Here is a 25,160-nt window from a genome sequence, read left to right as displayed (position 1 = left end):
CGCGCCGGCGACGATGCAGAACGCAGTGATGCTGAGGAGCGGCGCCAATGATTGTCGATCTGCCCGACACCACCACCAACGCGGTCAACAAGAAACTTGACGAGCTTCGCCAGAAGGTGGGCGCCGTCACCATGGGGCGGGTGCTGACGCTGATCATCGTGCCCGACAGCGAAGACATGCTTGAGGAATCGCTCGCCGCGGCCAACGCCGCCAGCCACGAACACCCCAGCCGGATCATCGTCACGATGCGGGGCGATCCGTACGCCGACGAAGCCCGGCTGGACGCGCAGCTGCGCGCCGGTGGCGACACCGGCGCCGGCGAGGTGGTGATCCTGACGCTGTCCGGTCCGCTGGCCGGCCACGCGTCCAGCGTGGTCATTCCCTTCCTGCTCCCCGACATCCCGGTGGTGGCGTGGTGGCCCGACATCGCCCCGGAGGTGCCCGCCCGAGACCCGCTGGGCAAGTTGGCGATCCGCCGCATCACCGACGCCACCAACGGCGTCGACCCGTTGTCGGCGATCAAGAGCCGGCTGCCCGGATACACCGCCGGCGACACCGACCTGTGCTGGGCGCGTGTCACCTATTGGCGGGCGCTGCTGACCTCCACCGTCGACCAGCCGCCCCACGAACCGATCGAGTCGGCCCTGGTGTCGGGTTTGAAGTCCGAGCCCGCCCTGGACATCATGGCGGGCTGGCTCGCCAGCCGGATCGACGGCCCGGTGCGCCGCGCGGTGGGCGACCTCAAGGTCGAGCTGACACGCAAGAGCGAGACCGTCGTCTTGAGCAGGCCGCAGGACGGCAGGACGGCCACGCTCAGCCGGACCGCCAAGCCGGACGCACTGGTTCCGTTGGCGCGCAGGGAAACCGGTGAATGCCTGGCCGAGGACCTGCGGCGGCTGGACGCCGACGAAATCTATTTTGCCGCGCTCGAAGGGATCGAGAAGGTGCAGTACGTATGAGTCCCGAAGTCGAGGTTTTTCCGGACGGCGACGCCCTGGTCGAAGCCGCGGGCGGACGCCTGGTGGATACCATTCACTCCGCCGTGACGGCCCGGGGACGGGCGCTGATCGTGCTGACCGGCGGCGGCAACGGCATCGGGCTGCTGAGACACCTCAGAGATCAGCCGATCGACTGGTCCACCGTCCATCTGTTCTGGGGCGACGAGCGCTACGTGCCCGAGGACGACGACGAGCGCAACGACAAGCAGGCGCGGGAAGCCCTGCTCGATCACATCGACATCCCGTCGAGCCAAGTGCACGCGATGCCCGCCAGCGATGGCGAGTTCGGCGCCGATCTCGCCGCCGCGGCGCTGGCCTACGAGCAGTTGCTGGCCGCCAACGCCGAAACCGGCGAGCCGGTGCCCAACTTCGACGTCCACCTGCTGGGGATGGGGCCCGAGGGCCACATCAACTCGCTGTTCCCCGACACGCCCGCAGTGCGGGAGACGACGCGCATGGTGCTTCCCGTCGAGGACTCCCCCAAGCCGCCGCCGCAGCGAATCACGTTGACGCTGCCCGCGATCCAGCGCTCGCGCGAGGTGTGGCTGATGGTGTCCGGGGCGGGCAAGGCCGAGGCGGCGGCGGCCGCCATCGGCGGCGCCGCGCCGGCGTCGGTGCCCGCGGCCGGAGCCATCGGGCGCGAGACCACGCTCTGGCTGCTCGACCGAGAGGCCGCGTCCAAGCTTCCCGGCTGAGGCGTCGGAGTCATAATTCAGTCATGGCAGACAGAACCGTGCGCGGTGGGTCCGAGCGAAGCCGGATCAAGACCCTCACCCAGGCCGCCCTGAACGCCGACAAGACCGTCGAACAGGTCGAGGACGTCCTCGACGGCCTGAGCAGGACGATGACGGAGCTCAACAGCTCGCTGTCGAACCTGAACGCCACCGTGGAGCGCATGGAGGCTGGGCTGGATCACCTGGACGGGACCCTGGCCAGCCTCGACGATCTGGCCAAGCGGCTGATCGTGTTGGTCGAGCCGGTGGAGGCCATCGTGCAGCGGATCGACGACATGGTGAAGGTGGGCGAGACGATGATGTCGCCGCTGTCGATGACCGAGCACGCCGTGCGCGGCATGCTGGACCGGTTGCGCAACCGCTAGCCCTACATCTTGGTGGATCGGGCCATGACGAAGCTGTACAGGCCGTACGTGATGATTCCCGCGCCGGCCGCGATCAACAACGCCGCCCCGTAGGGCTGCGCGCCGAGGGTTTTCAGCGCCCCGTCGAGCCCGGTGGCCCTCTTCGGTTCCGAGCGGCAGGCGGCGACGACGATCAGCGCCCCGGTGACGGCGATCACCGTGCCCTTTGCGACATAGCCGGCCGCGCCGAGCCGTCGCACCAGGCCACCCGACTTGCCCTTGAGGTCTCCGACGAAGTTGCGGCTCGCGCCCTTGTAGACGTGATAGGCGCCGATGCCGACGATGATCACGCCGCACGCGATCAGCGCAAGGGTGCCGGCGGTGGTCTGCATCAGGCGGGCGCTGATGCTCGAATTCTGTTGATCGGCCGGCCTTCCCGCACCCCGCGCGAACCCGAAAGCCGAATAGGCGAACGCGAGATAGACCGCGGCCAGTCCGAAGGCCTTCGCCCGGTCCCACACGCTTGACGACGCGTCCTCGGATTTGCGGTCGTAGGACCGGCCGAGGGCCGTCTCGACGAGCCGCCAGAGGCCCATCGTCAGCAGGGCGGCCGCGGCGACCCAGAGCGCGACCGGACCGCCCGGTTTGGCCGCGAGCGTCGCCAGCGCACCGGTCTGATCGGCCGTGCCGCCGTCGCCGAAGGCCATCCGGAAGGCGAGGTAGCCGACGATCAGGTGCAGCAGCCCGTTGACGACATACCCGGCCCGGGCGAGTCGTTCGAAGACGGTGTTCTGCGCCACCTGTGCCGGTTCCATTCCACGTGGATGCCCGTCATCCGCTGTTGCGTAACGCGCTCGCCAAGCCGTTCATCGTCAGCAGGATGCCGCGCTGCACCAATTCGTCGTCGTCGCCGGATCGATAGCGGCGCAGCAACTCGACCTGGAGGTGGTTCAGCGGCTCCAGGTATGGGAAGCGGTTGAACACCGACCGGGCCAGCGCCGGGTTGTCGGCGAGCAGGTCGTCGTGGCCGGTGACGAGCTTGTGCATGGCGATGGTGCGCCGGTGCTCGTCGACGATCTTGTCGAACACCCGGCGCCGCAACGATTCGTCGGCCACCAGTTCGGAGTAGCGGGCCGCCAGGCCCAGGTCGCTCTTGGCGAGCACCTGCGCCATGTTCGACAGCACGCTGCGGAAGAACGGCCACCGCTCGTACAGCTCGTGCAGGACCTTCACCCGCTCGCCTTCGCTTTCCGGGCCGGCCGCGATCCACTCCTCGAACGCCGATCCGGTGCCGTACCAGCCCGGCAGCATCACCCGCGACTGCGTCCAGGCCAGCACCCACGGGATGGCGCGCAGGTCGGAGATGGATTCGGTGGGCTTACGCGAGGTCGGCCTGCTGCCGATGTTCAGCGACCCGATCTCGCTGACCGGGGTGGATGCCTTGAAGTAGTCGACGAAACCCGGTGTGTCGTGGACCAATTCGGCGTAAGCCCGGTGCGCCAGGGCCGCCACCTCGTCGAGCACCGCGTAGGCCGGCTCCGCGGCCTCGCCCAGGCCCTCGACGTCCAGCAGCGTCGATTCCAGCGTGGCCGCCACCAGGCTCTCCAGGTTGCGCCGCGCCAGTTGCGGTTCGGCGTACTTGGCGGCGATCACCTCGCCCTGCTCGGTGAGCCGCAGCGACCCGTTCACCGCCCCCGGCGGCTGCGCCAGGATCGCCTGGTAGCTGGGGCCGCCGCCGCGGCCGACGGTGCCGCCGCGACCGTGGAAGAGCCGCAACCGGATACCGGTCTTGCGGGCCACCTCGACGAGGGTCAACTCGGCCCGGTAGACGGCCCAGTTGGCGGCCAGGTAGCCGCCGTCCTTATTGGAGTCGGAGTAGCCGAGCATGACCTCCTGGCATCCGCCGCGGGCGTCGACCAGCGACCGGTACAGCGGAAGGTCGAGCATCGCCTGCAAGATCGACGCCCCGTTGTGCAGGTCGTCGATCGTCTCGAACAGCGGTGAAATGCCCACGGGGCAATAGGTTTCCGGACCCGAGGCGTCCAGCAGGCCGGCCTCCTTGAGCAGGATCGCGGCCTCCAGCACGTCCGACACCGACTGGCACATCGAGATGACGTAGTTGGGCACCGCCGCCGGGCCGTAACGCTCGACCGCGCGGGCCGCCGCCGCGACGACGCCCAGCTCGCCGCGGGCCAGCTCGGACAATTGGGCGGTGCGGTCGCCGACCAGCGGGCGCCGGATGGCGAGCTCCCCGGCCAGCAGCCCGACGCGTTCGTCCTCGGCCAACGAGCCGTAGTCCCGGTGCACCCCGGCCCAGGCCAGCAGCTCTCCGACCACCTGCTCGTGCACGTCGGAGTTCTGCCGCATGTCCAGACCCGACAGGTGAAACCCGAAGACGTGCACGCTTTCTCGCAGCCGGGCCAGCCGATCGTCGGCCAGCAGACCGGCGCCGTGCGTGCGCAGCGAGGCGTCGACCACGTCCAGGTCGGCCCGCAGTTCGCCCGGCGCGCAGTACGCCTGCAGGCCCAGGTCGAGTTCGTGCTGCGGTCGGCGGTCCAGGATCTCGGCGGCCGTCGCGGTGAGCCGGCCCCGGATCACCCGCAGCGCCCGCCGGTAGGGTTCGTCGGCACGAGCCTTGTCGTCACAGCCCTCGGCGAGCGCGGTCAACTCGGCGGTGACCGTGATCAGTCGCGCCGACATGGACAGCTCCTGTTCCAGCTCGGTGAGCTCGGCCAGGTAATGCGCCAGCGCGGTGAACGCGGCGCTGCCGGTCGCGCGCCGCACGACGTCGGGGGTCACGTTCGGGTTCCCGTCGCGGTCACCGCCGATCCACGAGCCGGGTTGCAGGATGGGCGCCGCGAGCAGGTCGGCGTCAGGCCAGCGGGTGCGCAGCGCGCCGCGCACCTCGGCGTTGACCTGCGGGATCACCTTGAACAGCGCGGCCGGGTAATAGCGCAGGCCGACCTCGATCTCGTCGGTGATCTGCAGCCGCGACAGGCGGATCAGCGCGGTCTGCCACAGCGTGAGCACCTGGCGGCGCAACTCGAGCTCGACGTTGCGGCCGTGATCGGTCTCGGTGTGCCCGGCGGCGTGCAGCCGCATCAACTCGGTGATCCGGTGCTGGGTGACGAACACGGTGCGCCGGCGGGTCTCGGTGGGATGGGCGGTGATCACCGGCGACACCAGGGCGCCGCTCAGGGCGGCGGCCACCGTGCCCGAATCCAGCTCGGCCAGATCCAGTTTCGCGTAGGTCGCGGCCAGGGTGCTGTCCTGCGGGGGCTCGCCGGCGGCCACGTGAATCTTCCGCCGGCGCTCGCGGTGGATGTCCTCGGCGACGTTGGCCAGCAGCGCAAAGTGGCTGAACGCCCGGATGATCGGGATCGCCAGGTGGATGTCGATGCCGTCGAACATCCGCGTCATCTCCGCCCGGTCGATCTCGGAGCGCCGCACCCGGAAGGACGCCACCCGCGCGCGTTCGACCAAATCGAACACCTCGTCACCGTTCTGCTCTCGCACGGTGTCGCCGAGGATCGTGCCCAGCAGCCGGATGTCGGCGCGCATCGGCTCCGTCGCCTCCCTGCCCACCCGGGTGCGCTGGACGGCGCCGATCGGTTCCAGCGCGGTGTCGGGACCCTCAGCCATGCGTCCAGTATCGGTGCGAAACACGTCGTGCGCCCGCCGAGGCGGCGCATGTTACGACGGCGGCCCGGCCGCGGAGGCGGCGCTTGCGAAAGCTAGACGGTCCCGGGCCGAACTTTTACGGAATCTCTACGGCTCTCGGCGGTCGCGTGCGCGGATTCGCCACTACGCTCCTACCGTGTCGTCACCGACTTCGCTGGTCAAGCGCCTGATCGTGGGTCGGCCTTTTCGCAGCGACCGACTGCACCACACGCTGTTGCCCAAGCGAATCGCCTTGGCGATCTTCGCGAGCGACCCGTTGTCCTCCGTGGCCTACGCCACACAAGAGATCCTGTTGATCCTGACCCTCGGCGGCCTCAGCTACCTGTACCTGACGCCGTGGATCGCCGCCGCGGTGGTGCTGCTGCTCGCCGTCGTGGTGTTGTCCTACCGGCAGGTGGTGCAGGCCTATCCCAGCGGTGGCGGGTCGTACGAGGTCGCCTCCCGGAACCTGGGGCCGCGCGCGGGGCTGGTGGTGGCGGCTGCGCTGCTGGTGGACTACGTCATGACGGTGGCGGTGTCCGTCGCGGCGGGGGTGGACAACATCATTTCCGCTGTGCCCGAACTGAATCCGTACCGGGTAGCGGTCAATTTGGGGTTCATCCTGGTGTTGACCGCGATGAACCTCCGTGGCGTCCGCGAGTCCGGCCGGGCCTTCGCCGTGCCGACCTACGCCTTCGTCGCCGGCGTGCTGCTGATGATCGTCATCGGCGTGGTTCGCACTCTTCTCGGCGACGCGCCGCAGGCCGAGAGCGCACACTACGGCATCCACGCCGAGCAGTCGGGCCTCACCCTGCTCGCGATCGCCCTGCTGGCGCTGCGCGCGTTTTCGTCCGGGTGCACCGCGCTCACTGGCGTGGAGGCGATCTCCAACGGGGTGCCGGCGTTCCGGAAACCCAAGGCGCTCAACGCCGCACGGACGATGTCCGCGATGGGAGCGCTGGCGATCACGATGTTTGTCGGCGTGACCGCGCTGGCGTTGATCGCGCACACGCGTGTCGTGGAAAACACCTGCGATCTCATCGGGTTTCACGGCGATTGCAACCGGGACCCGCAGCGCACGGTGATCGCGCAGATCTCCGCCGCGGTGTTCGGCAACAACAGCGTGATGTTCTACTACCTGCAGGCCGCGACGGCGCTGATCCTGATCCTGGCCGCCAACACCGCTTACAACGGATTTCCGCTCCTGGGCTCGATCCTCGCGCAGGATCGTTACCTGCCGCGGCAACTGCACACCCGCGGTGACCGGCTCGCGTTTTCCAATGGCATCCTTCTGCTCGCCGCGATCGCCGGCGGGCTGATCTACGCGTTCGATGGTTCGACGACCCGGCTGATCCAGCTCTACATCCTGGGCGTGTTCACCTCTTTCACGTTGTGCCAGACGGGCATGGTGTGGCATTGGAACCGCGCACTGCGCGACGCCGACACCCGAGCGCAACGGCTCAAGGTCAACCGCGCGCGGGCCATCAACGCGTTCGGCGCCTGCCTCACCGGTGTCGTCCTGGTCGTGGTGATGGTGACCAAATTCACCCATGGCGCCTATCTTGTGGTGATCGCGATCCCGGTGCTGTGCCTGCTGATGACGGGCATCCGACGGCATTACGCCGCCGTGGGCTCGGAGCTGCGCATCGAGGACGAAGACGAGCAGGTCCGGCCGAGCCGGGTGCATGCGATCGTGCTGGTCTCGAGTTGGCACAAGCCGACCCTGCGCGCGGTCATGTTCGCCCGGGCGACCAATCCCGACACGCTCACCGCGTTGACGGTGAAGGTCGACGAACCCGATACCACGGCGTTGGTCGAGGATTGGGAGAACCTGAGCGTCGACGTACCGCTGAAGGTCATCGAATCGCCCTATCGCGAGATCACCCGACCCGTCGTCGACTACATCAAGCGGCTGCGCAACGGCGCGCCCCGGGACGTCATCAACGTGTACATCCCCGAATACGTCGTCGGCCGTTGGTGGGAGAACCTGTTGCACAACCAGAGCTCGTGGCGGCTCAAGGGGCGCCTGCTCTTCGAGCCGGGCGTCATGGTCACCAGCGTGCCGTGGCAACTGCGTTCGTCCGAGCGCCGGGATCTGTCCCGCATCGAATATCGAGCCGGCGACGTCCGCAGCGGGATCGACCGCGCCGCGTCGAGCGAAGCGCGCGCGGCCAGCGGGGTCAGCGGTACTTGATCAGCAGGGCCATGCCGATGATGCACACCAGCCAGATGCCCACGATGAACACCGTCAGCCGGTCGAGGTTCTTCTCCACCACCGTCGACCCGGACAGGCTCGACTGCACGCCGCCGCCGAACAGCGTCGACAGGCCGCCACCCTTGGCGCGGTGCAGCAACACCAGCAACACCACCAGGATGCTGGTGACCACCAGGGTGATCTGCAGAGCCAATTGCATGGGGGCAAGCCTACCGGGGCCGCCGCGCCGTCACGGGAGCGGCCCGCCGGCGGCGATGGCGGCCAGCGTCGCGAACTGCTCGCCGTCCAGCGACGCGCCGCCGACCAGGGCGCCGTCGATGTCGGCCTGCGCGACGATGTCGCCGATGTTCTTGGCGTTCACCGAGCCGCCGTAGAGCACCCGCACGGCGTCGGCGACCTCCGGCGGCGCCAGCGAGGCCAACTCCTTCCGGACCGCCGCGCACACCTCTTGAGCATCGGACGCGCTGGCCACCCGGCCGGTTCCGATCGCCCAGACCGGCTCGTAGGCGACGACGACCTTGCCGAGCTGCTCGGCCGACAGGCCCGCCAGCGAGCCGCGTAGCTGCTCCTCGCAGTGCGGCACGTGATTGCCGGCTTCCCGGACGTCGAGGTGTTCGCCGATGCACACGATCGGGGTGAGCTCGTGCTTGAGCGCGGCGGCCGCCTTGGCGGCCACCAGCGCGTCGTCCTCGTGGTGGTACGTGCGCCGCTCGGAGTGCCCGACCACGACGAAGCTGCAGCCGAGCTTGGCGAGGAAGGCGCCGCTGATGTCACCGGTGTAGGCGCCCGAGTCGTGCGGCGACAGGTCCTGGGCGCCGTAGGTCAGCCGCAGCTTGTCGCCGTCCACCAGGGTCTGCACGCTGCGCAGGTCGGTGAACGGCGGGAGCACCGTGACGTCGACCTTGTCGTAGTACTTGTCCGGCAGCGCGAACGCGACCTTTTGCACCAGCGCGATGGCCTCGAAGTGATTGAGGTTCATCTTCCAGTTGCCGGCGATCAGTGGCTTGCGGCTCACGAGTCTCCTTCGCTTGGCTCAACTTGGCTTCAAGAAGGCTGCGGCCGGCCCAGCACCTCGATGCCCGGCAGCGTCTTGCCCTCCAGGTACTCCAGCGACGCGCCGCCGCCGGTGGAGATGTGCGAAAAGTCACCCTCGGGGATGCCGAGCGCGCGCACCGCGGCCGCGGAGTCCCCGCCGCCCACCACGCTGAACGCGCCCTTGCGCGTCGCCTCGGCGATCGCCTGGGCGATGCCCCTGGTCCCCGCGGCGAAGGCCGGGAACTCGAACACGCCCATCGGGCCGTTCCAGAAGATGGTTTGCGCGTTGGACAGCAGGGCCGCGAACCGCCGGACCGATTCGGGGCCGATGTCGAGGCCCATCCTGTCTTGCGGAATCCGGTCAGCCGCCACGGTTTTGGGTGGCGAGTCGGCGTCGAACTTCTCCGCCACGACGATGTCCACCGGTACGTGCAGCACGTCGGCGTGCGTCTCGCACAACCTGTGACAGGTGTCGACCATCTCGTTCTCGAGCAGCGAGGTGCCCACCGAAAGACCCTGTGCGGCAAGGAAAGTGAAGCACATGCCGCCGCCGATCACGATGCTGTCGGCCTTCGTCGCCAGCGACTCGATCACGCCGAGCTTGTCGGACACCTTCGACCCGCCGAGCACCACCGCGTAGGGGCGCTTGGTCGAGCTGGTCAGCTGCTCCAGCACCCGGATCTCCTCGGCCACCAGCGTGCCGGCGTAGTGCGGCAGCAGGGTGGCCACGTCGTACACCGAGGCCTGCTTGCGGTGCACCACCCCGAAGCCGTCGGAGACGAAAGCGCCGTCGGGCGAGACCAATTCGGCCAGTTGCCGGGCCAGCGCCAACCGCTCGCCGTCGTCCTTGCTGGTTTCTCGCGGATCGAAGCGGATGTTCTCCAGCAGCAGGATGTCGCCGTCGGTCAGCCCCTCGGCACGGGCCAGCGCGTCACCTCCGACGACATCGCCGGCCAGCTGGACGTGCCGGCCGAGCTGGTCGCCGAGCGCCGCGGCGACCGGCGCCAGCGAGAACTTCGGGTCGGGCCCGTTCTTGGGACGGCCGAGGTGCGCGGTGACCACGACCTTGGCGCCGGCCTCGAGAAGCGCCCGCAACGTCGGCACGGACGCGCTGATGCGGCCGGCGTCGGTGATGGCGCCGTCCTCGTCGAGGGGGACGTTCAGGTCGGAGCGCACCAGCACGCCGCGGCCCGAAACCCCTTCGGCCAGAAGGTCTTCCAGGCTTGGTACAGACACGATTACAGCGACTTGCCGACCAGCGCGACCAGGTCGATGAGGCGGTTGGAGTAGCCCCATTCGTTGTCGTACCAGGACACCACCTTGGCCTGGTTGTCGATCACCTTGGTCAGCCCGGAGTCAAAGATCGAGCTGTGCGGGTCGGTGACGATGTCACTGGACACGATCGGTGCGTCGTAGTACTTCAGGATGCCCTTGAGCCGTCCCTCGGCGGCGGCCTTGAACGCGGCGTTGATGTCCTCGGCGCCGGCGGCCTTGGACAGCTCGACGGTGAGGTCGGTCACCGAACCGGTGGGGATCGGCACCCGCAGCGCATACCCGTCCAGCTTGCCCTTGAGCTCGGGCATCACCAGCCCGATCGCCTTGGCCGCCCCCGTGGAGGTCGGCACGATGTTCAGCGCCGCCGCCCGCGCCCTGCGCAGGTCCTTGTGCGGGCCGTCCTGCAGGTTCTGGTCCTGGGTATAGGCGTGAACGGTGGTCATCAGGCCCTTGACGATGCCGAACTCGTCCTGCAACACCTTGGTCACCGGCGCCAGGCAGTTGGTGGTGCAGGAGGCGTTGGAGATGATGTTCTGGCTGCCGTCGTACTTGTCGTCGTTGACGCCCAGCACGATGGTGATGTCGGGATCGGTGGCCGGCGCGGAGATGATCACCTTCTTGGCGCCGGCGTCCAGGTGCCCCTTGGCCTTGGCCGCGTTGGTGAACAACCCCGTGGACTCCACGACGACGTCGACGCCGAGGTCGCTCCACGGCATGGCCGCCGGACCCTCGCGCACCTCGAGCGCCTTGATCCTGGTGGCGCCGACCACGATGGTGTCCTCGCCCTCCAGCGTGACGTCGTAGGGCAGGCGGCCCAATATCGAGTCGAACTTCAGCAAATGCGCCAGCGTGGCGTTGTCGGTGATGTCATTGACCGCCACCACCTCGATATCGGCCCCCGGACTGCCCAAGCCCTGCTCCTGCTGAGCCAGAAGGGCCCGGTAAAAGTTGCGTCCGATTCGACCGAAGCCGTTGATCCCTACTCGGACAGTCACTGGTCTCTCCCTGTCGTCTGATGTCTTCGTGAGTCCGCTGATTACGCGCTCGTCGTCAGCCTAGATCAGCAGGAAGCGCCGCCGCGCGCCGGTAACAGCGCGGGCTCCTGCACCGCCCCTGGCCAGGTTCACTCGGCTGCGGTCACCGGAGCGTGTCTCCTTTGTATCGGTTCGATAAGCCCCCGAATCGTCGCGTGTCCAATAGCGACGGCAAGCCATACATTCGACACGGCCGCGGTGTGGCTGTGCGGTCACGCTGCCGGATTTGATTGCGAATGCTTAAGGAGTCGAGGTTGATGACGGGCTTTGATCGGTTCAACATCACGGTTGGCGCCATCGCCGGGCTGTGCGGGGCCGCTATAGCGTTGAGCCCGGATGTGGCGGCCGCCCCGCTCAAAACCGGTGGCTACGCGTGCATCCAGGGACAGTCGGGCGAGGCGGGCGCGCCCGCAGCGGGCGGACCGGCGGCCGCCGGTGGACCGCTGGTCGCGGGCGCGCCGGGAGCGGTCGGACCCGCGGCGGGCGGAACGGCGGCCGGCGCACCCGCGGCCGGCGGACCGGCACCGGCCGCCACGGTCTGCACGAGTAGCGCCCCGCTCACTGACATGTCCGGTGTTCCGGTGGTCGCGCCCGGGCCGGTTCCGGTGGTGCCGGCCGGTGCTCCGCTGATCGCGCTCGGGCCGCCGGTGCCTGCCGCCGCGCCCGTGCCCGTCGGCGCGCCGGTGCCCGTGGGTGCGCCGGTGCCCGTGGGTGCCCCGGTTCCGGTGGGTGCGCCGGTTCCGGTCGGCGCCCCCATCCCCGTGGGTGCGCCCGTTCCGATAGGTGCGCCGATTCCCGTGGGTGCGCCGATCCCCGTGGGTGCGCCGGTGCCGGTCGTCCCGGTCGGCGCTCCGCTGATCGCGCTGGCCGGTGGTCCCGTCGAGGGCGCGGCGCCGGCCGCTGCTCCCATCATCGACATGGCCGGGACCGGTAAGGGCGACCCGGTCGCCGCGCCGCCGGCCGGGGGTCCCGCGCCCGGCCAGCCGATCGCACCCGGCCCCGCGCACTGAGGTCGGTTCCGCGCCTGACGGACCCGCTGGTTAGCTACAGCGGGTCCGTTTCGTATGCGGGGGTCCGGCAACGCGCGCATTCGCACGTCAGCTGGGCGGAGCCTCCCAGAGCAGCGGCGGCTTCTGCCGTTGCGGGTCCGGTTGTGGGGCCGGCTGTTGGCGGTCCTCGACGATCACCGGATCCCCGACGTGGACGGTGTTGAAGTACCACTCCGCGTCCTCGGGGCTCAGGCTGATGCAGCCGTGGCTGACATTCTCCAGTCCCATCGCGTTGACGGCCCACGGGGCCGAATGGACGAAGAGGCCGCGGCCGGTGATGCGGACGGCGTAGTCCACCGGAATCCGGTAACCGTCGGGATCGTCGACGGGGATACCGACGCTGCTCGAGTCCATGATCACCGTGCGTTCCTTGGACAGGACGGTGTAGGAGCCGACCGGCGTCGGGTACTCCGGCCTGCCCATCGAGGCAGGCAGCACGCCCGCTTCACCCCAGTGGGGCCGGTGGTGCGGCGCCGGCAGCGACGGCGGCGGTCCCGAGTCGACCCCGTCGATGCTCACCCTGAACGTGTGATCGGCGATGTTGGCGACGCCGAGGACGGTGGGCCCCGTCTGAAATTGCGTGGCCACGCCGCCCACCGAGAGCGCCACCGTGCTGTGCGCCGGCCAGTACCGGTCGGGAACCCACCGCACCACGTCGTCGTCGAGCCATTCGTACCTGCCGGTCATCGGGGGCGCCGATGCGACGTGGACGGCGCGCTCGGCGGCATGCCGGTCGGCGACCGGCGCGCTGAAGGTCACGACCACGGGGTGCGCCACCCCCACCACGGAGCCCCGCGCGGGCAATATCGACGCGATGGCCGAGCCGTACGGCCGGCTCGCCGCGGTGAAGCGGATGTCGGCGGGCCCCGCAGCCACGCTGGCAGCGATCCCGACGACGGCAAGCGCACACCGAACAACCGCCCGCATGGCTCACATTCCCTTTCAACTGACACAGTTGTAATAGGGATGCTAAACGTGCCGTGACCAGCGGAAGGGCAAGGGCGCGTACGTAATTGGTCAAATCTCTGTCACGGTTTGGCCACGGCGAGCCGCCACAGCCGATCGACCGTCAACGGGCGGCGCGCTGCGTGGCGGTGTGGACGGGGAACTCGTCACCGGGCTCGGGCCACGGCTGGCGGGTCAGCATGTCCGCGACCTCGACGTAGCCCGCCTCGATCAGCCCGGCCTTGGCGTCCAGGATGCGGTACCACTGCCGTTGGATGTGGATCGGTTGGCCCTCGAGCACGATGACGCGGACGTCCCCGTCGGCGAATCCGCAGCGCCGCTGCACCGCCTCGAGCAGCTGCTCGTTGTGCAGGTGGCCTTCGCCGAAGTTCCATCCGACCAGGGGCCCGGCGACGATCTCCCCCTCGCGGATGCTGTAGTCGGCCTCGTTGTCGATCGCGCGCGGCAGCAATCCGTTGAGCGCGCGGCCGTGAGTGTGCATCGCGCGAAAGGCGGCCGTCTTGTCGCTCATGATCTCGGCGGTGTTCGCGTCGTAGAGCTTGGCCAGCTGATTCACCACCAGCGCAGAGCTCTTCACGACACTTGCCTCGATCCTGTCCTCGGCGCCCGCGCGGAAGCACCACACACTCGTGGCCCAGTTCCCCGCGTAGTAGCGCATCGCCGGGAGGAACGAAATCTTCTGCGGGAACAGGTTTCCCGCGATAGGCACCACGGCGAGCGCGACGATCAGAATGGCGAGCAGCAGCGGCGAGGAAAGGTCGACGGCGTGGATCCCGCCGTAGTGACCGAACAGGTAGAACAGCGAGAAGATGAAGAACACGTTCCACTCCAACGGCACGCCCATCGGGAGGTTGGACAGGATGTTGAGGTGGAAGATCACCATGAACGCGATCAGGAACCACCGCCACGGGTGCCCGTCGGCGATGAACACCAGGATCCCGGGGACCAGGAATTCGGCCGTGGTGCCGCCGACGTGCGCCATCACCTTGGGCAACCACGACGGCCGCAGGTCGTGGACCGGGTCGAGGTACAGGGCGTGCTTGAGCGGGTTGAACAGCCTGCTCCGCAGCAGCGCGTTGTTGCTCGTCATCACCGACACGACGTAGGGGAAATGGTGGTTGAGCTTGGAAGTCGCCGCGCCCCACCACAACCCGAGCATGATGATCTTGAATGCCGCGATCTGGTCGGCGAACGGGAAGAAGAACACGATCAGCTTCAGCCAGTAGTGCTCGCCGCGGGCGGCGAGGAAGATGGTCTTGTCGCGCAGACCCAACACCGCCAGCGCGACGATCGTCGGCGCGACCCGGACGGGGTCGATCAGGGGGCCGGGCGACAGCAGCGCCCACACGCCGCCGCCCAGCACAACGGCATAGAGGACGACGTCGACGACCGTGCGGGTGTCGCCGCCGGTGAACGGCACCTTGCCCGGCCAGGGCGGCAGCCGAATCGTGTTGGGCCGCAACCAGTACAGGAATCCGCCGACCGGCGGCATGAACCGCCCGGTCAGCGGGCCCGACCCGCACCCGAAGCCGAGAACCTCGAACAGCAGCGTGAAGACGACGAACTTCTGATACACGATCGGCTGCGCCCACCAGTCGCCGATGCGGCCCAGCCCACCCAGCCCCGGGGTGAGCGAGATGATCGCGGCGGGCACCGCGACGTACAGGGCGATCTTGAGCAGGTACAGCAGGTACACCGCGGACGGGGTGCCGAAGCCGTGTTCCGCCCAATGCCGGGTCACCACCTGCAGTCGCGTTGCCCGTGGCAACGCCCGCCAGGTGTCGGGGTCGACGTCCGGGAGCTCCGGTGACATGAATCCCATGGGCGGCCTCATTCCCGTCGGAGGTGAAACCAGCTGGCGGATACAATCTATCGGCAGCGCTGCACCCGACGGTATGGGTCAATGAGAATCGCTGCCGCGCAACCTGATCGGGGCGCCGACGGCCCCGGCGTTACCGGGATGCGGGCCGCGCCCGATGCGGGAATCGCCGCTGCAGGTTTTCCAGCAGGTCGTCCAGGGTTCGGCGATCCTGCTCTTCGGCCCGCGCCATGCGCCGAAGGCTGCCGGCGCCCTCCGCGTCCCCGGCGGCTTCGGCGGTCACGATCGCCTTCTGGTACTCACCGAGCCGGTGGTCGATGTGGCGGCGGCTCTGGGCGAGCAACCGGCGGAAGTAGTCGGCCTGGCGGTGGTCCGCCGTCTCGACCGCCGCAGCCGACATGACATCGCGGGCGGGTCGGTTGATGGTCACCGAAGGCATGGCCCCTCCTTGACGGACATTGACGGGGCCTGGGCGGACCGCGCTGCTGCGGGGCCTGCCCCCGCGTCGGTCCCGAACACCGCTCGAACCGTGCCCAGCAGCCAAGCGGGTGCCGCGCTCGTCGGACAAACCGGCGACGTCCATTTCGGCCCTTTCAGCTGGCAGTTGGGTGTTTGGCGAGAGGTAACAATAACCCCCCGATCGCACCGGCGCCATAGGCCCGGGACGCAATACAGGCCAGAAAACGAACGTTTCCCCAACACCGCATCGTGAATTGGCCTCCCCCGTTCCGACCGGCACCATCTGCCCGGGCAGTGGATACCTCCGCGGTAGGTTGGCCCAAACCCGCCTTGGGTACTAAATCGGGCAAAACATCACGCCGGCGGCCCCCGCCTCGGTCGTTACCATCGAGGGACTCGACGGGGCGATGCTGCCCCGCCGGAGCCACAAGGAGACATGTGAGCGACAGCGACAGCCCAGACATCGAGGACATCGACAAGTTCGACCCCGGTCTGACCCGGCGCCTGATGGGCGTGATGCGCCCGTTTTTGAAGACGTACTTCCGGTCCGAGGTGCACGGCCTGAATTCATTCCCGCCGGGCGGCGCGCTGGTGGTCGGCAACCACTCCGGCGGCATGTTCCCCATGGACGTCCCGATCTTCAGCGTTCACTTCTACGAGAAATTCGGCTACGACAGGCCGGTCTACACGCTCAGCCACGACATCCTCATGACCGGCCCCACGGCCTCGCTCTTTCGGCGCACCGGTTACATCCGGGCGAACCGGGAGAACGCCGCCAAGGCCCTGCGGTCCGGCGGCGTGGTGGTCGTGTTTCCCGGCGGCGATTACGACGCCTACCGTCCGACGCTCTCGGAGAACGTCATCGACTTCAACGGCCGCAAGGGATACGTCAGCACGGCCATCGAGGCCGGGGTGCCCATCGTCCCCGCGGTGTCCATCGGCGGTCAGGAGACCCAGCTCTACTTGACCCGCGGCACCTGGCTGGCCGAACGGCTGGGCGTCAAGCGCTTGCTGCGCAGCGCAATTCTGCCGGTGTCGTTCGGCTTCCCGTTCGGGCTGAGCGCCGTCGTCCCGCCCAACGTGCCGCTGCCCACCAAGATCGTCACGCGGGTGCTGGAACCCATCGACATCGCCGCGCGGTTCGGTGACGACCCCGACGTCGACGAGGTCGACGAGCACGTGCGGTCGGTGATGCAGCAGGCCCTCACCGAGCTCGCCGCCAAGCGACGCTTCCCGATCCTGGGCTGAGCCGTGGCATCCCCCATCAATCAGGCGCTCGGGGTACTGGGCACCCTGTGGCGCGCAGGGATGATCGCGCCGATGCGCCCCGACCGCTACCTGAAAATGGCCGCCGCCATGCGCCGCGAGGGCCTGGGCATGACCGTGGGCTTCGCCAGCGCGGCGGCGCGCTGCCCGGACCGTCCCGGCTTCATCGACGAACTCGGCACGCTGACCTGGCGGCAGCTCGACGAGCGGATCAACGCCTTCGGCGCGGCGCTGCAGGGCCTGCCCTCGGGCCAACCGAAGGTCGTCGGGGTCATGTGCCGCAACCACCGCGGCTTCGTCGAGGCCGTGGTGGCCGCCGCGCGGATCGGCTCCGATGTGGTGCTGCTCAACACGTCGTTCGCCGGGCCGGCGCTGGCCGACGTGGTCAATCGCGAAGGCGTCGACGCCGTGGTCTACGACGAGGAGTTCACCGAGACGGTGGACCGCGCGCTGGCCGACAAGCCGGACGCGACCCGCATCTTGGCGTGGACCGACGGCGGGGCGCGCGAGCCGACGGTCGAGCGGCTCATCGCCGATCACGCCGGCCAACGGCCGCACCGCACCGCACGCAAGGGCAGGATGATCCTGCTGACCTCCGGCACCACCGGAACGCCCAAGGGCGCCAACCAAACTGGCGGCAACGCCGGGGTCGGCACCCTCAAGGCGATCCTGGACCGCACGCCGTGGCGGGCGGAAGAGACCGTCGTGATCGTGGCGCCGATGTTCCACGCGTGGGGCTTTTCCCAGTTGATCTTCGCCGCGTCGATGGCGTGCACCGTGGTGACCCGGCGCAAATTCGACCCCGAGGCCACCCTGGACCTCATCGACCGCCACCGGGCGGCGGGCCTGGCCGTGGTGCCGGTGATGTTCGACCGCATCATGGAGCTGCCCGCCGAGGTGCGAAACCGGTACGACTGCAAGTCATTGCGGTTCGCCGCGGCGTCCGGCTCGCGGATGCGCCCCGACGTCGTCATCGCGTTCATGGACCAGTACGGCGACGTGATCTACAACAACTACAACGCCACCGAGGCCGGCATGATCGCCACCGCCACCCCGGCGGACCTGCGGGCGGCGCCCGACACCGCGGGCCGGCCCGCCGAGGGAACCGAAATCCGCATCCTGGACCCCGAATTCAACGAGCTGCCCACCGGCGAGGTCGGCACCATCTACGTGCGCAACGACACCCAGTTCGAGGGCTACACGTCCGGCACCACCAAAGACTTCCACGACGGCTTCATGTCGTCGGGTGACGTCGGGTACCTCGACGACGCCGGGCGGCTGTTCGTGGTCGGCCGCGACGACGAGATGATCGTGTCCGGCGGCGAGAACGTCTACCCGATCGAGGTGGAGAAGACGCTGGCGGCGCATCCTGACGTGGCGGAGGCCGCGGTGATCGGCGTGGACGACGAGCATTACGGCCAGCGGCTGGCGGCCTTCGTGGTGCTGGCCCCGGGCGCGGACGCCACCACCGACACGCTCAAGCAGCACGTCCGGGACAACCTCGCCAACTACAAGGTCCCCCGCGAGATCGCCGTCCTCGACGAGCTGCCCCGCGGCAGCACCGGCAAGATCCTCCGCAACGAGTTGCAGGCCCGGGTCGGCGGCTGATGCGATTCAGCTTCAGGCAGCCGAGGCCGCTGGCGCGCGCCGCACTGGAATTGGCCAACGCCGCCAACGGATTACGCCCGCTGGCCCGCAAGGGGTACAGCACCGTGCTGGTGTTCTGGTTCGGCTGGCCGACGTCGGAGGTGCCGGGGGTCTACTTTTCCGCCTCGCTGGTGGACGCGCTGCGACGGGGGCGTCGTGGCGACTTCGCCGGGCGACGCGGCAAGGCGGCGCTGGCGATGACGGCCGCGTCCTGGGCCATGCTGGGGGTGATCCGCTATCGCGGCGTCACCACGCCGGGCCCGGTGCTGGAGGCCGGCCTGCGCGAGCAGTTGGGGCACGACTACACCGAGGCGCTGGAGGCGCTGCCGCAGACGAAGCCCACCCGCAGCGGTCGGCGCAGCCTGCCGCTGGGCAACACCGTGGCGCGCCGGCGCTATGTCGAGAAGACGAACGTGGTGTCCTACGGCCCACACGGGCGCGCCAACCTGGCCGACATCTGGCGGCGCCGCGACCTGCCGCGCGACGGTAAGGCGCCGGTGCTGCTGCAGGTCCCCGGCGGCGCCTGGGTGATCGGGATGCGCCGTCCCCAGGCCTACCCGCTGATGAGCCACCTGGCCGCCCGCGGCTGGGTGTGCGTGTCGATCGGCTACCGGGTGTCCCCCGTGCACACCTGGCCCGACCACATCGTCGACGTCAAGCGGGCGCTGGCCTGGGTCAAGGAGAACATCGCCCGCTTCGGCGGCGACCCGAACTTCGTCGCGATCACGGGCGGCTCGGCCGGCGGCCACCTGTCCGCGCTGGCGGCGCTGACCCCCAACGACCCCAAATTCCAGCCGGGCTTCGAGGAGGCCGACACCTCGGTGACCGCCGCGGTTCCGGTGTACGGGCGCTACGACTGGTTCTCCACCCAGGGCGAGGGTCGTCCCGAGTTCGTCGGGCTGCTCGAAAAGTTCGTCGTCAAGCGGAAATTCGCCACGCACCGGCACATCTACCACGACGCGTCGCCGATCCGCGAGCTCAGGGCCGACGCCCCGCCGTTTTTCGTGCTGCACGGCCGCGACGACTCGCTGATCCCCGTCGGGGAGGCGCAGGAGTTCGTCGAGGAATTGCGCGCGGTGTCGAAGTCCCCGGTCGCGTACGCCGAATTGCCGCACGCCCAACACGCTTTCGACATCTTCAGTTCCCCGCGGGCGCACCGCTCCGCCGAGGCCGTCGGGCGCTTCCTGTCGTGGGTGTACGCGACGAACCCGCCCGAACGCGACTAGGACTTCATCCGCCGAGCGTGGGTGATATGGACGAAAATTTCGGGAAAGCCGTGCATAACCCCCACGCTCGGCGCGGTGGGAGGCCGAGTCCCACGCGGTGATCACCTAGGGCCATAAGTCACATCTTTAGGGGCTTTCGCCTGCATCGATGTTCGCATCGCAGAGGCGAAACTATAACGTGTTCTAGTCGCTGAGCACGTGGAGGCGCGAAGTGAGTATCGATACCGCCGGGGTCGGCGTCCGGGAAATCGACGTCGGCACGCTGCCGACCCGGTTCGCCCGCGGGTGGCATTGCCTGGGCGTGGCCAAGGACTTCCTCGACGGCAAGCCCCACGCGGTCAACATCTTCGGCACCAAGCTGGTCGTCTTCGCCGACACCGAACGCAACCTGCGGGTCCTCGACGCGTACTGCCGTCACATGGGCGGTGACCTGTCGCAGGGCGTCGTCAAGGGCGACACCGTCGCGTGCCCGTTTCACGACTGGCGGTGGGGCGGCGACGGCAGGTGCAAGGAGGTGCCCTACGCCAAGCGCACCCCGCGAATGGCGCGCACCCGCACCTGGCCCACCGAGGTGCATAACGGTCTGTTGTTCGTCTGGCATGACCACGAGGGCAACCCACCGTCACCGGAACTACAGATCCCCGACATCCCCGAGGCCGCCAGTGACGCATGGACCGACTGGCGATGGCGCAGTGAGCTCATCGAAGGCTCGAACTGCCGCGAGATCGTCGACAACATCGTCGACATGGCGCACTTCTTCTACGTGCACTACGGCTTCCCGACGTACTTCAAGAACGTCTTCGAGGGCCACATCGCGTCGCAATACCTGCGCACCGTCGGCCGGCCCGACGTCCACCTCGGCGGGTCGCACTACACCGGTGAGCAGTTGCTCGATTCCGAGGCTTCCTACTTCGGCCCGTCGTTCATGATCAACTGGCTGCACAACAGTTACGGCGGCTACAAAGTCGAGTCGATCCTGGTCAACTGCCACTACCCCGTCACGCAGAACTCCTTCATGCTGCACTGGGGCATCATCGTGAAAAAGCCCGCGGGCATGGACGAGGCCGACACCGAGAAGCTGTCCAAGGCGTTCACCGAGGGCGTCAGCATGGGCTTCCTGCAGGACGTCGAGATCTGGAAGCACAAGACCCGCATCGAAAACCCGTTGCTGGTCGAAGAGGACGGCCCGGTCTATCAGCTGCGCCGCTGGTATCAGCAGTTCTATGTGGATGCGGCCGACGTGACGCCGGAGATGACCGACCGCTTCGAGTACGAGGTCGACACCACGGCCGCCAACAAGCACTGGCACACCGAGGTGGACGAGAACCTGCGGACGAAGGTCGAGCAGCCCCGGTAGCCGAACCGATCAGTGCGCGACGGGGCACCCACCGGTGTAGTCGACGTGCCAGTGCTTGATGCCGTTGAGCCATCCCGACCGAATCCGCTCCGGTTTCGAGACGGGCGTGAGGTCGGGCATGTGGTCGGCGATGGCGTTGAACATCAGGTTGATCGTCAACTTCGCCAGGTTCGCGCCGATGCAGTAGTGCTCGCCGGTGCCGCCAAATCCGACGTGCGGGTTGGGGTTACGTAAGACGTCGAACTCGAACGGATCGGTGAACACGTCCTCGTCGAAGTTGGCCGAGCGGTAGAACATCAACACCCGCTGCCCCTTCTTGATCGTCACCCCCGACAGTTCGGTGTCCTCCTTGGCGGTGCGCTGGAACGCCGTCACCGGGGTGGCCCACCGTACGATCTCGTCCGCCGCGGTCTCCGGGCGCTCCTTCTTGTACAGCTCCCACTGGGCCGGGAAGTCGGCGAACGCCATCATGCCCTGGGTGATCGAATTGCGGGTGGTCTCGTTGCCGGCGACCGCCAGCATCATCACGAAGAACCCGAATTCGTCGTCGGAAAGCTTCTCGCCGTCGATGTCCGCCTGCAGCAGCGTGGAAACGATGTCGTCGCAAGGGTTCTCGGCCCTGACCTCCGCCATCTTCATCGCGTAGGCCAGCACCTCCGCCGACGACACCTTGGGATCGATGTGCGCGTACTCCGGATCCTGGGCGCCGGTCATCTCGTTGGACCACCGGAACAGCTTGCCGCGGTCCTCCTGCGGCACCCCCAGCAACCCGGCGATGGCCTGCAGCGGCAGCTCGCACGCGACCTGCTCCACGAAATCGCCGGTGCCCTCCGCCGCGGCGGTCTTGGCGATGACCTGCGCCCGCTCGTTGAGCTCGTCGCGCAGCCGGCCGATCGCGCGCGGCGTGAACCCGCGGGAGATGATCCTGCGCAGCCGGGTGTGGTGCGGCGGGTCCATGTTGAGCAGAACGAACCGCTGCAAGTCGATGTCCTCGCGGCTCATGTCGTCGGCGAAACGCGGGATGGCGCCGTTGAGCCAGCTGGAGAAGACGTCGTTGCGCAGCGACACCTCCTTGACGTCCTTGTGCTTCGTCACCACCCAGAAGCCGCCGTCGTTGAAACCGCCCTTGCCGATGGGCTGGTCACACCACCAGATCGGCGCGCTGCGGCGCAACTCGGCGAGCTCCTCGACGGGCAGGCGCTCGGCGTAGATGTCCGGGTCGGTCGGGTCGAAACCGGGGGGAAGGTGCGGGCAGGTCATCGCTGTCTCCTGTGGGTGTCAGACCATCGTGTCGCCGGGCGGCAGCCCGAATTCGTGATTGCCGAAGATCAGGTAGGCCCGCTCGGGATCGTTGGCGGCGTGCACCCGGCCGGCGTGCGCGTCGCGCCAAAACCGTTGAATGGGGCTGCTGTTGGCCAACGCGGTGGCGCCCGAGGCGTCGAACAAGCGGTCGATCGCGGCGATCGCGCGGGCGGTGGCACGCACCTGGTCGCGACGGGCCCGGGCCCGCAGCTCGAACGGGACTTCCCGACCCGCCAGCAGGCACGCGTACTCGTCGCCGACGTTGCCCATCAGCTGCCGCCACGCGGCGTCGATGTCGCTGGCCGCCTCGGCGATGCGCACCTTGGCAAAGGGGTCCTCTTTGGACTTCTCGCCCGCGAACGCCGCGCGCACCCGCTTGCCTTGATGTTCGACGTGGGAATCGTAGGCGCCGTAGGCCATCCCGACGATGGGGGCGGTGATCGTGGTGGGATGCATGGTGCCCCATGGCATTCGGTAGACCGGATCGGTGTTCACCACCAGCCCGCCGGCGGTGTGGTCATTCATCGACCTGTAGGACAGGAACCGGTGCCGGGGCACGAACACGTCCTTGACCACCAGGGTGTTGCTGCCGGTGCCCTTCAGGCCGACGACGTGCCAGACGTCGTCGATGCGGTAGTCGCCGATGGGGATCAAGAAGCTGCCGAAGTCGACCGGCTGGCCGTCCTTGATCACCGGGCCGCCGACGAAGGTCCACGTGGCGTGGTCGCAACCCGACGACCAGTGCCACGAGCCATTGAGCAGATAACCGCCGTCGACCACCTGACCGGCGCCCATCGGGGCGTACGACGAGGAGATCCGCACGTTCGGGTCCTCGCCCCACACGTCCTGCTGGGCCTGCTGGTCGAATTGCGCCGCGTGCCAGTTGTGCACGCCGAGGATCGATGCCACCCACCCGGTAGACCCGCACGCACTGGCCAGCCGCCGGACGGCCTCGAAGAACACCGTCGGATCGCACTGCATGCCACCCCACTGCGCCGGCTGCAGCAGCCGGAAGAAGCCGATCTCCTGCAGCTCGCTGACCGTCGCGTCCGGCAGCCGCCGCAGCTCCTCCGTCTCCGGCGCGCGCTGCCTCAGCTTGGGCAGCAGGTCGTCGACGGCGGCCAAGACGGATTGAGCATCGAGTACTTGAATGGACGTCACTGCTTACCTCCGGGGCGAGCTGGTCACAAGGCTAGAGAACGTTGCAATCTCGGCCAATATGTCATTGTTCCTGCTGTACAGCGGCATAAAATGCGAACTGTAACTTGTTCTAGTTACGGCCTCGGGGCGGGCAGGCACTAGGGCAGAAAGTCCCGACATGTCGTCGGTGATCGCGAAAAGCCCGCTCGGCTACCGGACGTTGCCGGCGATCACTCCCGCGCGGCGGCCTTCTCCAGCTCGGTCAGCGCCGGCTCGACGGCGCGGGCCATCTCGTGGATGTCATTGGCGACTTCGGGGGTGGTGACAAATCCGAAGTCCAGGTATTTCTCGTACGAGAAGCAGGTGATGTTCAAAGCGATGTCCATGACGGGCGGGCCGAGCGGCACCAGCGACTCCAGTTTGGCGCCGGCCATGTAAAGAGGCATGGGCGGGCCGGGGACATTGGACACCACCAGATTGATCGGGGCCAGGTTGCGCGACAGCCCGGTGGCGGTATAGGCCCGGGCGGCCAGCTGCAGCAATCCCGGCGGCGTGGTCTCGGTAAGGCCCATGATCTGGTGCGCCGAAAGCGCTTTGGCCATACCTTTGGCGCTTTGGGTGCTTTCATGGATGGCCCTCAGCCGATCGGCGGGGTCTTCGATGTCAGTGGCCAGCGATGCGGTCATCGAGCTGATCTTGTTGCCGACGTCGCTCTTGCTTTCGTCGGTGCGCGTCGAGACCGGGATCTGCGCGATGAGCGGTTTGGCCGGCAACTCGTCATGTTTCAGGAGGTACTCTCGGGCGGCCCCGGCCACGAGGGCCAGCACCACGTCGTTGAGCTTGACACCAAAGGCGTCCTTGACAGCCTTGGCCCGGTCCAGCTCGACGCGGCAGCCGGTGATCCGCCGGTGAGGTGACACCGGCGCGTTGAATCGGGTCTTGGGCGCCTCGAAGTAGCCCGGCGGCCTGCTGGTGACGCCCAGAGCGGCGATCTGCTGGCGCACCGTCTGCTCCAGCAGCCTGGTGATCCGAAACGGCGTTTTCACCGCCAGATTGACCAGAGCACCCACCGCGCGCCGCTCGATGCCGGGGAGCTGGAATCCCACCAGCGATCCCACCGTCTCCTCTTTCGGCGGCCGCGGCTCGGGGGTGACGTCCAGCAGGATTTCGCCCAGCCCGGCGCCAGAGACGCCGTCGACGATGGCGTGGTGCATCTTGGTCAGCGTCGCGACCCGGTTGCCCTTTACATTCTCGATGACCCAGAGCTCCCACAGCGGTCGCGAGCGGTCGAGCTTGTAAGACATCAGCCGACCCACCAGCTCGTCGACCTCGCGCCGGCCGCCCGGCGCGGGCACCGCGATGCGCCGGATGTGGAAGTCGACGTCGAGTTCCTCGTCCTCGACGAACCACGGCCGGTCGAGCCCCAGCGGTGCGCCGGTGACGCGCCAGCGCAACTGCGGCAGCTCGGGCAGGCGCTCGATGATCAGCTGGCGAACGCGTTGAAAGCTGAAGTCGGGTGCATCAGTGAGATCGCAGATCGCGAGCGCGCCCACATGCATGTGCCAGCCCGCGGTTTCCGCGGACCAGAACGCCGCGTCGACACTCGAAAGCCGCTTCATGGGAGAACCGTAGCC

At 68.2% G+C, this 25,160-nt stretch carries 21 protein-coding genes; 9 read left to right on the top strand and 12 right to left on the bottom strand.

Annotated features, from left to right (window positions below; translation table 11 throughout):
* Positions 1–47: 47 nt before the first annotated feature.
* From opcA to A5705_RS04540, 3 genes are read left to right on the top strand one after another with little or no spacing between them, the layout of a single operon-like run.
* Positions 48–959, top strand: coding sequence for a glucose-6-phosphate dehydrogenase assembly protein OpcA (gene opcA, locus A5705_RS04550; RefSeq protein ID WP_067880864.1), 912 nt, complete (start codon positions 48–50; stop codon positions 957–959).
* Positions 956–1,693: a 6-phosphogluconolactonase gene (gene pgl, locus A5705_RS04545; RefSeq protein ID WP_068275707.1), complete on the top strand. Its 738-nt coding sequence runs from the start codon at positions 956–958 to the stop codon at positions 1,691–1,693. Before opcA ends, pgl begins: the two co-directional genes overlap by 4 nt.
* Positions 1,694–1,716: 23 nt before the next feature.
* Positions 1,717–2,097 carry an ATPase gene (locus A5705_RS04540; RefSeq protein ID WP_067880859.1) on the top strand — a complete coding sequence of 127 codons (381 nt, stop codon included), beginning with the start codon at positions 1,717–1,719 and terminating at the stop codon, positions 2,095–2,097.
* Positions 2,098–2,099: 2 nt separating this feature from the next.
* On the opposite strand, the gene A5705_RS04535 is transcribed toward A5705_RS04540, so the two are convergent.
* Positions 2,100–2,891: a DUF1206 domain-containing protein gene (locus tag A5705_RS04535; protein WP_067880856.1), complete on the bottom strand. Its 792-nt coding sequence runs from the start codon at positions 2,889–2,891 to the stop codon at positions 2,100–2,102.
* A 16-nt stretch (positions 2,892–2,907) separates the two neighbouring features.
* Positions 2,908–5,718: a phosphoenolpyruvate carboxylase gene (ppc, locus tag A5705_RS04530; protein ID WP_068275704.1), complete on the bottom strand. Its 2,811-nt coding sequence runs from the start codon at positions 5,716–5,718 to the stop codon at positions 2,908–2,910.
* A 175-nt stretch (positions 5,719–5,893) separates the two neighbouring features.
* On the opposite strand from ppc, the gene A5705_RS04525 reads away from it, so the two are divergent.
* On the top strand, positions 5,894–7,930 hold the full coding sequence (locus A5705_RS04525; protein ID WP_068275702.1) for an APC family permease: 2,037 nt from the start codon (positions 5,894–5,896) through the stop codon (positions 7,928–7,930).
* Here the strand turns inward: A5705_RS04525 and secG are convergent.
* Genes secG through gap form a run of 4 tightly spaced genes read right to left on the bottom strand, consistent with a single transcriptional unit; the run spans position 7,917 to position 11,256 of the window.
* The gene (gene secG / locus A5705_RS04520; RefSeq protein ID WP_066929551.1) at positions 7,917–8,150 is read right to left on the bottom strand and encodes a preprotein translocase subunit SecG; all 234 of its coding nucleotides are present in this window, start codon (positions 8,148–8,150) and stop codon (positions 7,917–7,919) included. The two genes, A5705_RS04525 and secG, sit on opposite strands and share 14 nt — an antisense overlap.
* Positions 8,151–8,180: 30 nt before the next feature.
* Positions 8,181–8,966, bottom strand: a complete 786-nt coding sequence (tpiA, locus tag A5705_RS04515) for a triose-phosphate isomerase (protein ID WP_068275700.1) — start codon at positions 8,964–8,966, stop codon at positions 8,181–8,183.
* A gap of 29 nt (positions 8,967–8,995) precedes the next feature.
* Complete coding sequence (gene pgk, locus A5705_RS04510) at positions 8,996–10,222, bottom strand: phosphoglycerate kinase (protein ID WP_067880844.1); 1,227 nt, start codon at positions 10,220–10,222, stop codon at positions 8,996–8,998.
* 2 nt (positions 10,223–10,224) lie between these two features.
* On the bottom strand, positions 10,225–11,256 hold the full coding sequence (gene gap / locus A5705_RS04505) for a type I glyceraldehyde-3-phosphate dehydrogenase (RefSeq protein WP_067880841.1): 1,032 nt from the start codon (positions 11,254–11,256) through the stop codon (positions 10,225–10,227).
* A 296-nt stretch (positions 11,257–11,552) separates the two neighbouring features.
* Here gap and A5705_RS04500 point away from each other — a divergent pair, with 296 nt between their 5' ends.
* Entirely contained in the window at positions 11,553–12,305 is a 753-nt protein-coding gene (locus A5705_RS04500) for a beta-xylosidase (protein WP_068275697.1), read from the top strand.
* 87 nt (positions 12,306–12,392) lie between these two features.
* On the opposite strand, the gene A5705_RS04495 is transcribed toward A5705_RS04500, so the two are convergent.
* From A5705_RS04495 to A5705_RS04485, 3 genes are all read right to left on the bottom strand, one after another.
* Positions 12,393–13,271, bottom strand: a complete 879-nt coding sequence (locus A5705_RS04495) for an Ig-like domain-containing protein (RefSeq protein WP_082956293.1) — start codon at positions 13,269–13,271, stop codon at positions 12,393–12,395.
* 142 nt (positions 13,272–13,413) lie between these two features.
* Positions 13,414–15,132, bottom strand: a complete 1,719-nt coding sequence (locus tag A5705_RS04490; protein WP_067880835.1) for a DUF3556 domain-containing protein — start codon at positions 15,130–15,132, stop codon at positions 13,414–13,416.
* A 130-nt stretch (positions 15,133–15,262) separates the two neighbouring features.
* Complete coding sequence (locus tag A5705_RS04485; RefSeq protein WP_231982362.1) at positions 15,263–15,568, bottom strand: hypothetical protein; 306 nt, start codon at positions 15,566–15,568, stop codon at positions 15,263–15,265.
* 458 nt (positions 15,569–16,026) lie between these two features.
* Here A5705_RS04485 and A5705_RS04480 point away from each other — a divergent pair, with 458 nt between their 5' ends.
* The 4 genes from A5705_RS04480 (at position 16,027) to A5705_RS04465 (ending at position 21,084) form a co-directional block, all read left to right on the top strand.
* Entirely contained in the window at positions 16,027–16,836 is an 810-nt protein-coding gene (locus A5705_RS04480; protein WP_067880829.1) for a 1-acyl-sn-glycerol-3-phosphate acyltransferase, read from the top strand.
* A gap of 3 nt (positions 16,837–16,839) precedes the next feature.
* Positions 16,840–18,462: an acyl-CoA ligase FadD12 gene (gene fadD12, locus A5705_RS04475; RefSeq protein ID WP_067880826.1), complete on the top strand. Its 1,623-nt coding sequence runs from the start codon at positions 16,840–16,842 to the stop codon at positions 18,460–18,462.
* Positions 18,462–19,727 (top strand): alpha/beta hydrolase, encoded by a 1,266-nt coding sequence (locus A5705_RS04470; RefSeq protein ID WP_068275690.1) that lies wholly within the window; start codon positions 18,462–18,464, stop codon positions 19,725–19,727. The genes fadD12 and A5705_RS04470 overlap by 1 nt, the downstream gene beginning before the upstream one ends.
* Positions 19,728–19,938: 211 nt before the next feature.
* Positions 19,939–21,084, top strand: coding sequence for a Rieske 2Fe-2S domain-containing protein (locus tag A5705_RS04465; protein WP_067880820.1), 1,146 nt, complete (start codon positions 19,939–19,941; stop codon positions 21,082–21,084).
* A gap of 9 nt (positions 21,085–21,093) precedes the next feature.
* Here the strand turns inward: A5705_RS04465 and A5705_RS04460 are convergent, their stop codons facing one another.
* From A5705_RS04460 to A5705_RS04450, 3 genes are all read right to left on the bottom strand, one after another.
* Positions 21,094–22,344 (bottom strand): cytochrome P450, encoded by a 1,251-nt coding sequence (locus tag A5705_RS04460; RefSeq protein ID WP_067880817.1) that lies wholly within the window; start codon positions 22,342–22,344, stop codon positions 21,094–21,096.
* Positions 22,345–22,362: 18 nt separating this feature from the next.
* Complete coding sequence (gene hsaA / locus A5705_RS04455; protein WP_068275685.1) at positions 22,363–23,547, bottom strand: 3-hydroxy-9,10-secoandrosta-1,3,5(10)-triene-9,17-dione monooxygenase oxygenase subunit; 1,185 nt, start codon at positions 23,545–23,547, stop codon at positions 22,363–22,365.
* A 209-nt stretch (positions 23,548–23,756) separates the two neighbouring features.
* Positions 23,757–25,145 carry a wax ester/triacylglycerol synthase family O-acyltransferase gene (locus A5705_RS04450; protein ID WP_067880811.1) on the bottom strand — a complete coding sequence of 463 codons (1,389 nt, stop codon included), beginning with the start codon at positions 25,143–25,145 and terminating at the stop codon, positions 23,757–23,759.
* Between the last annotated feature and the right edge of the window lie 15 nt (positions 25,146–25,160).

This window comes from Mycobacterium sp. E787 (genome assembly GCF_001668725.1).
Lineage (GTDB): Bacteria > Actinomycetota > Actinomycetes > Mycobacteriales > Mycobacteriaceae > Mycobacterium.
Note: the sequence above shows the minus strand (reverse complement) of the source record. Positions and strands in the feature narration are given on the sequence as shown.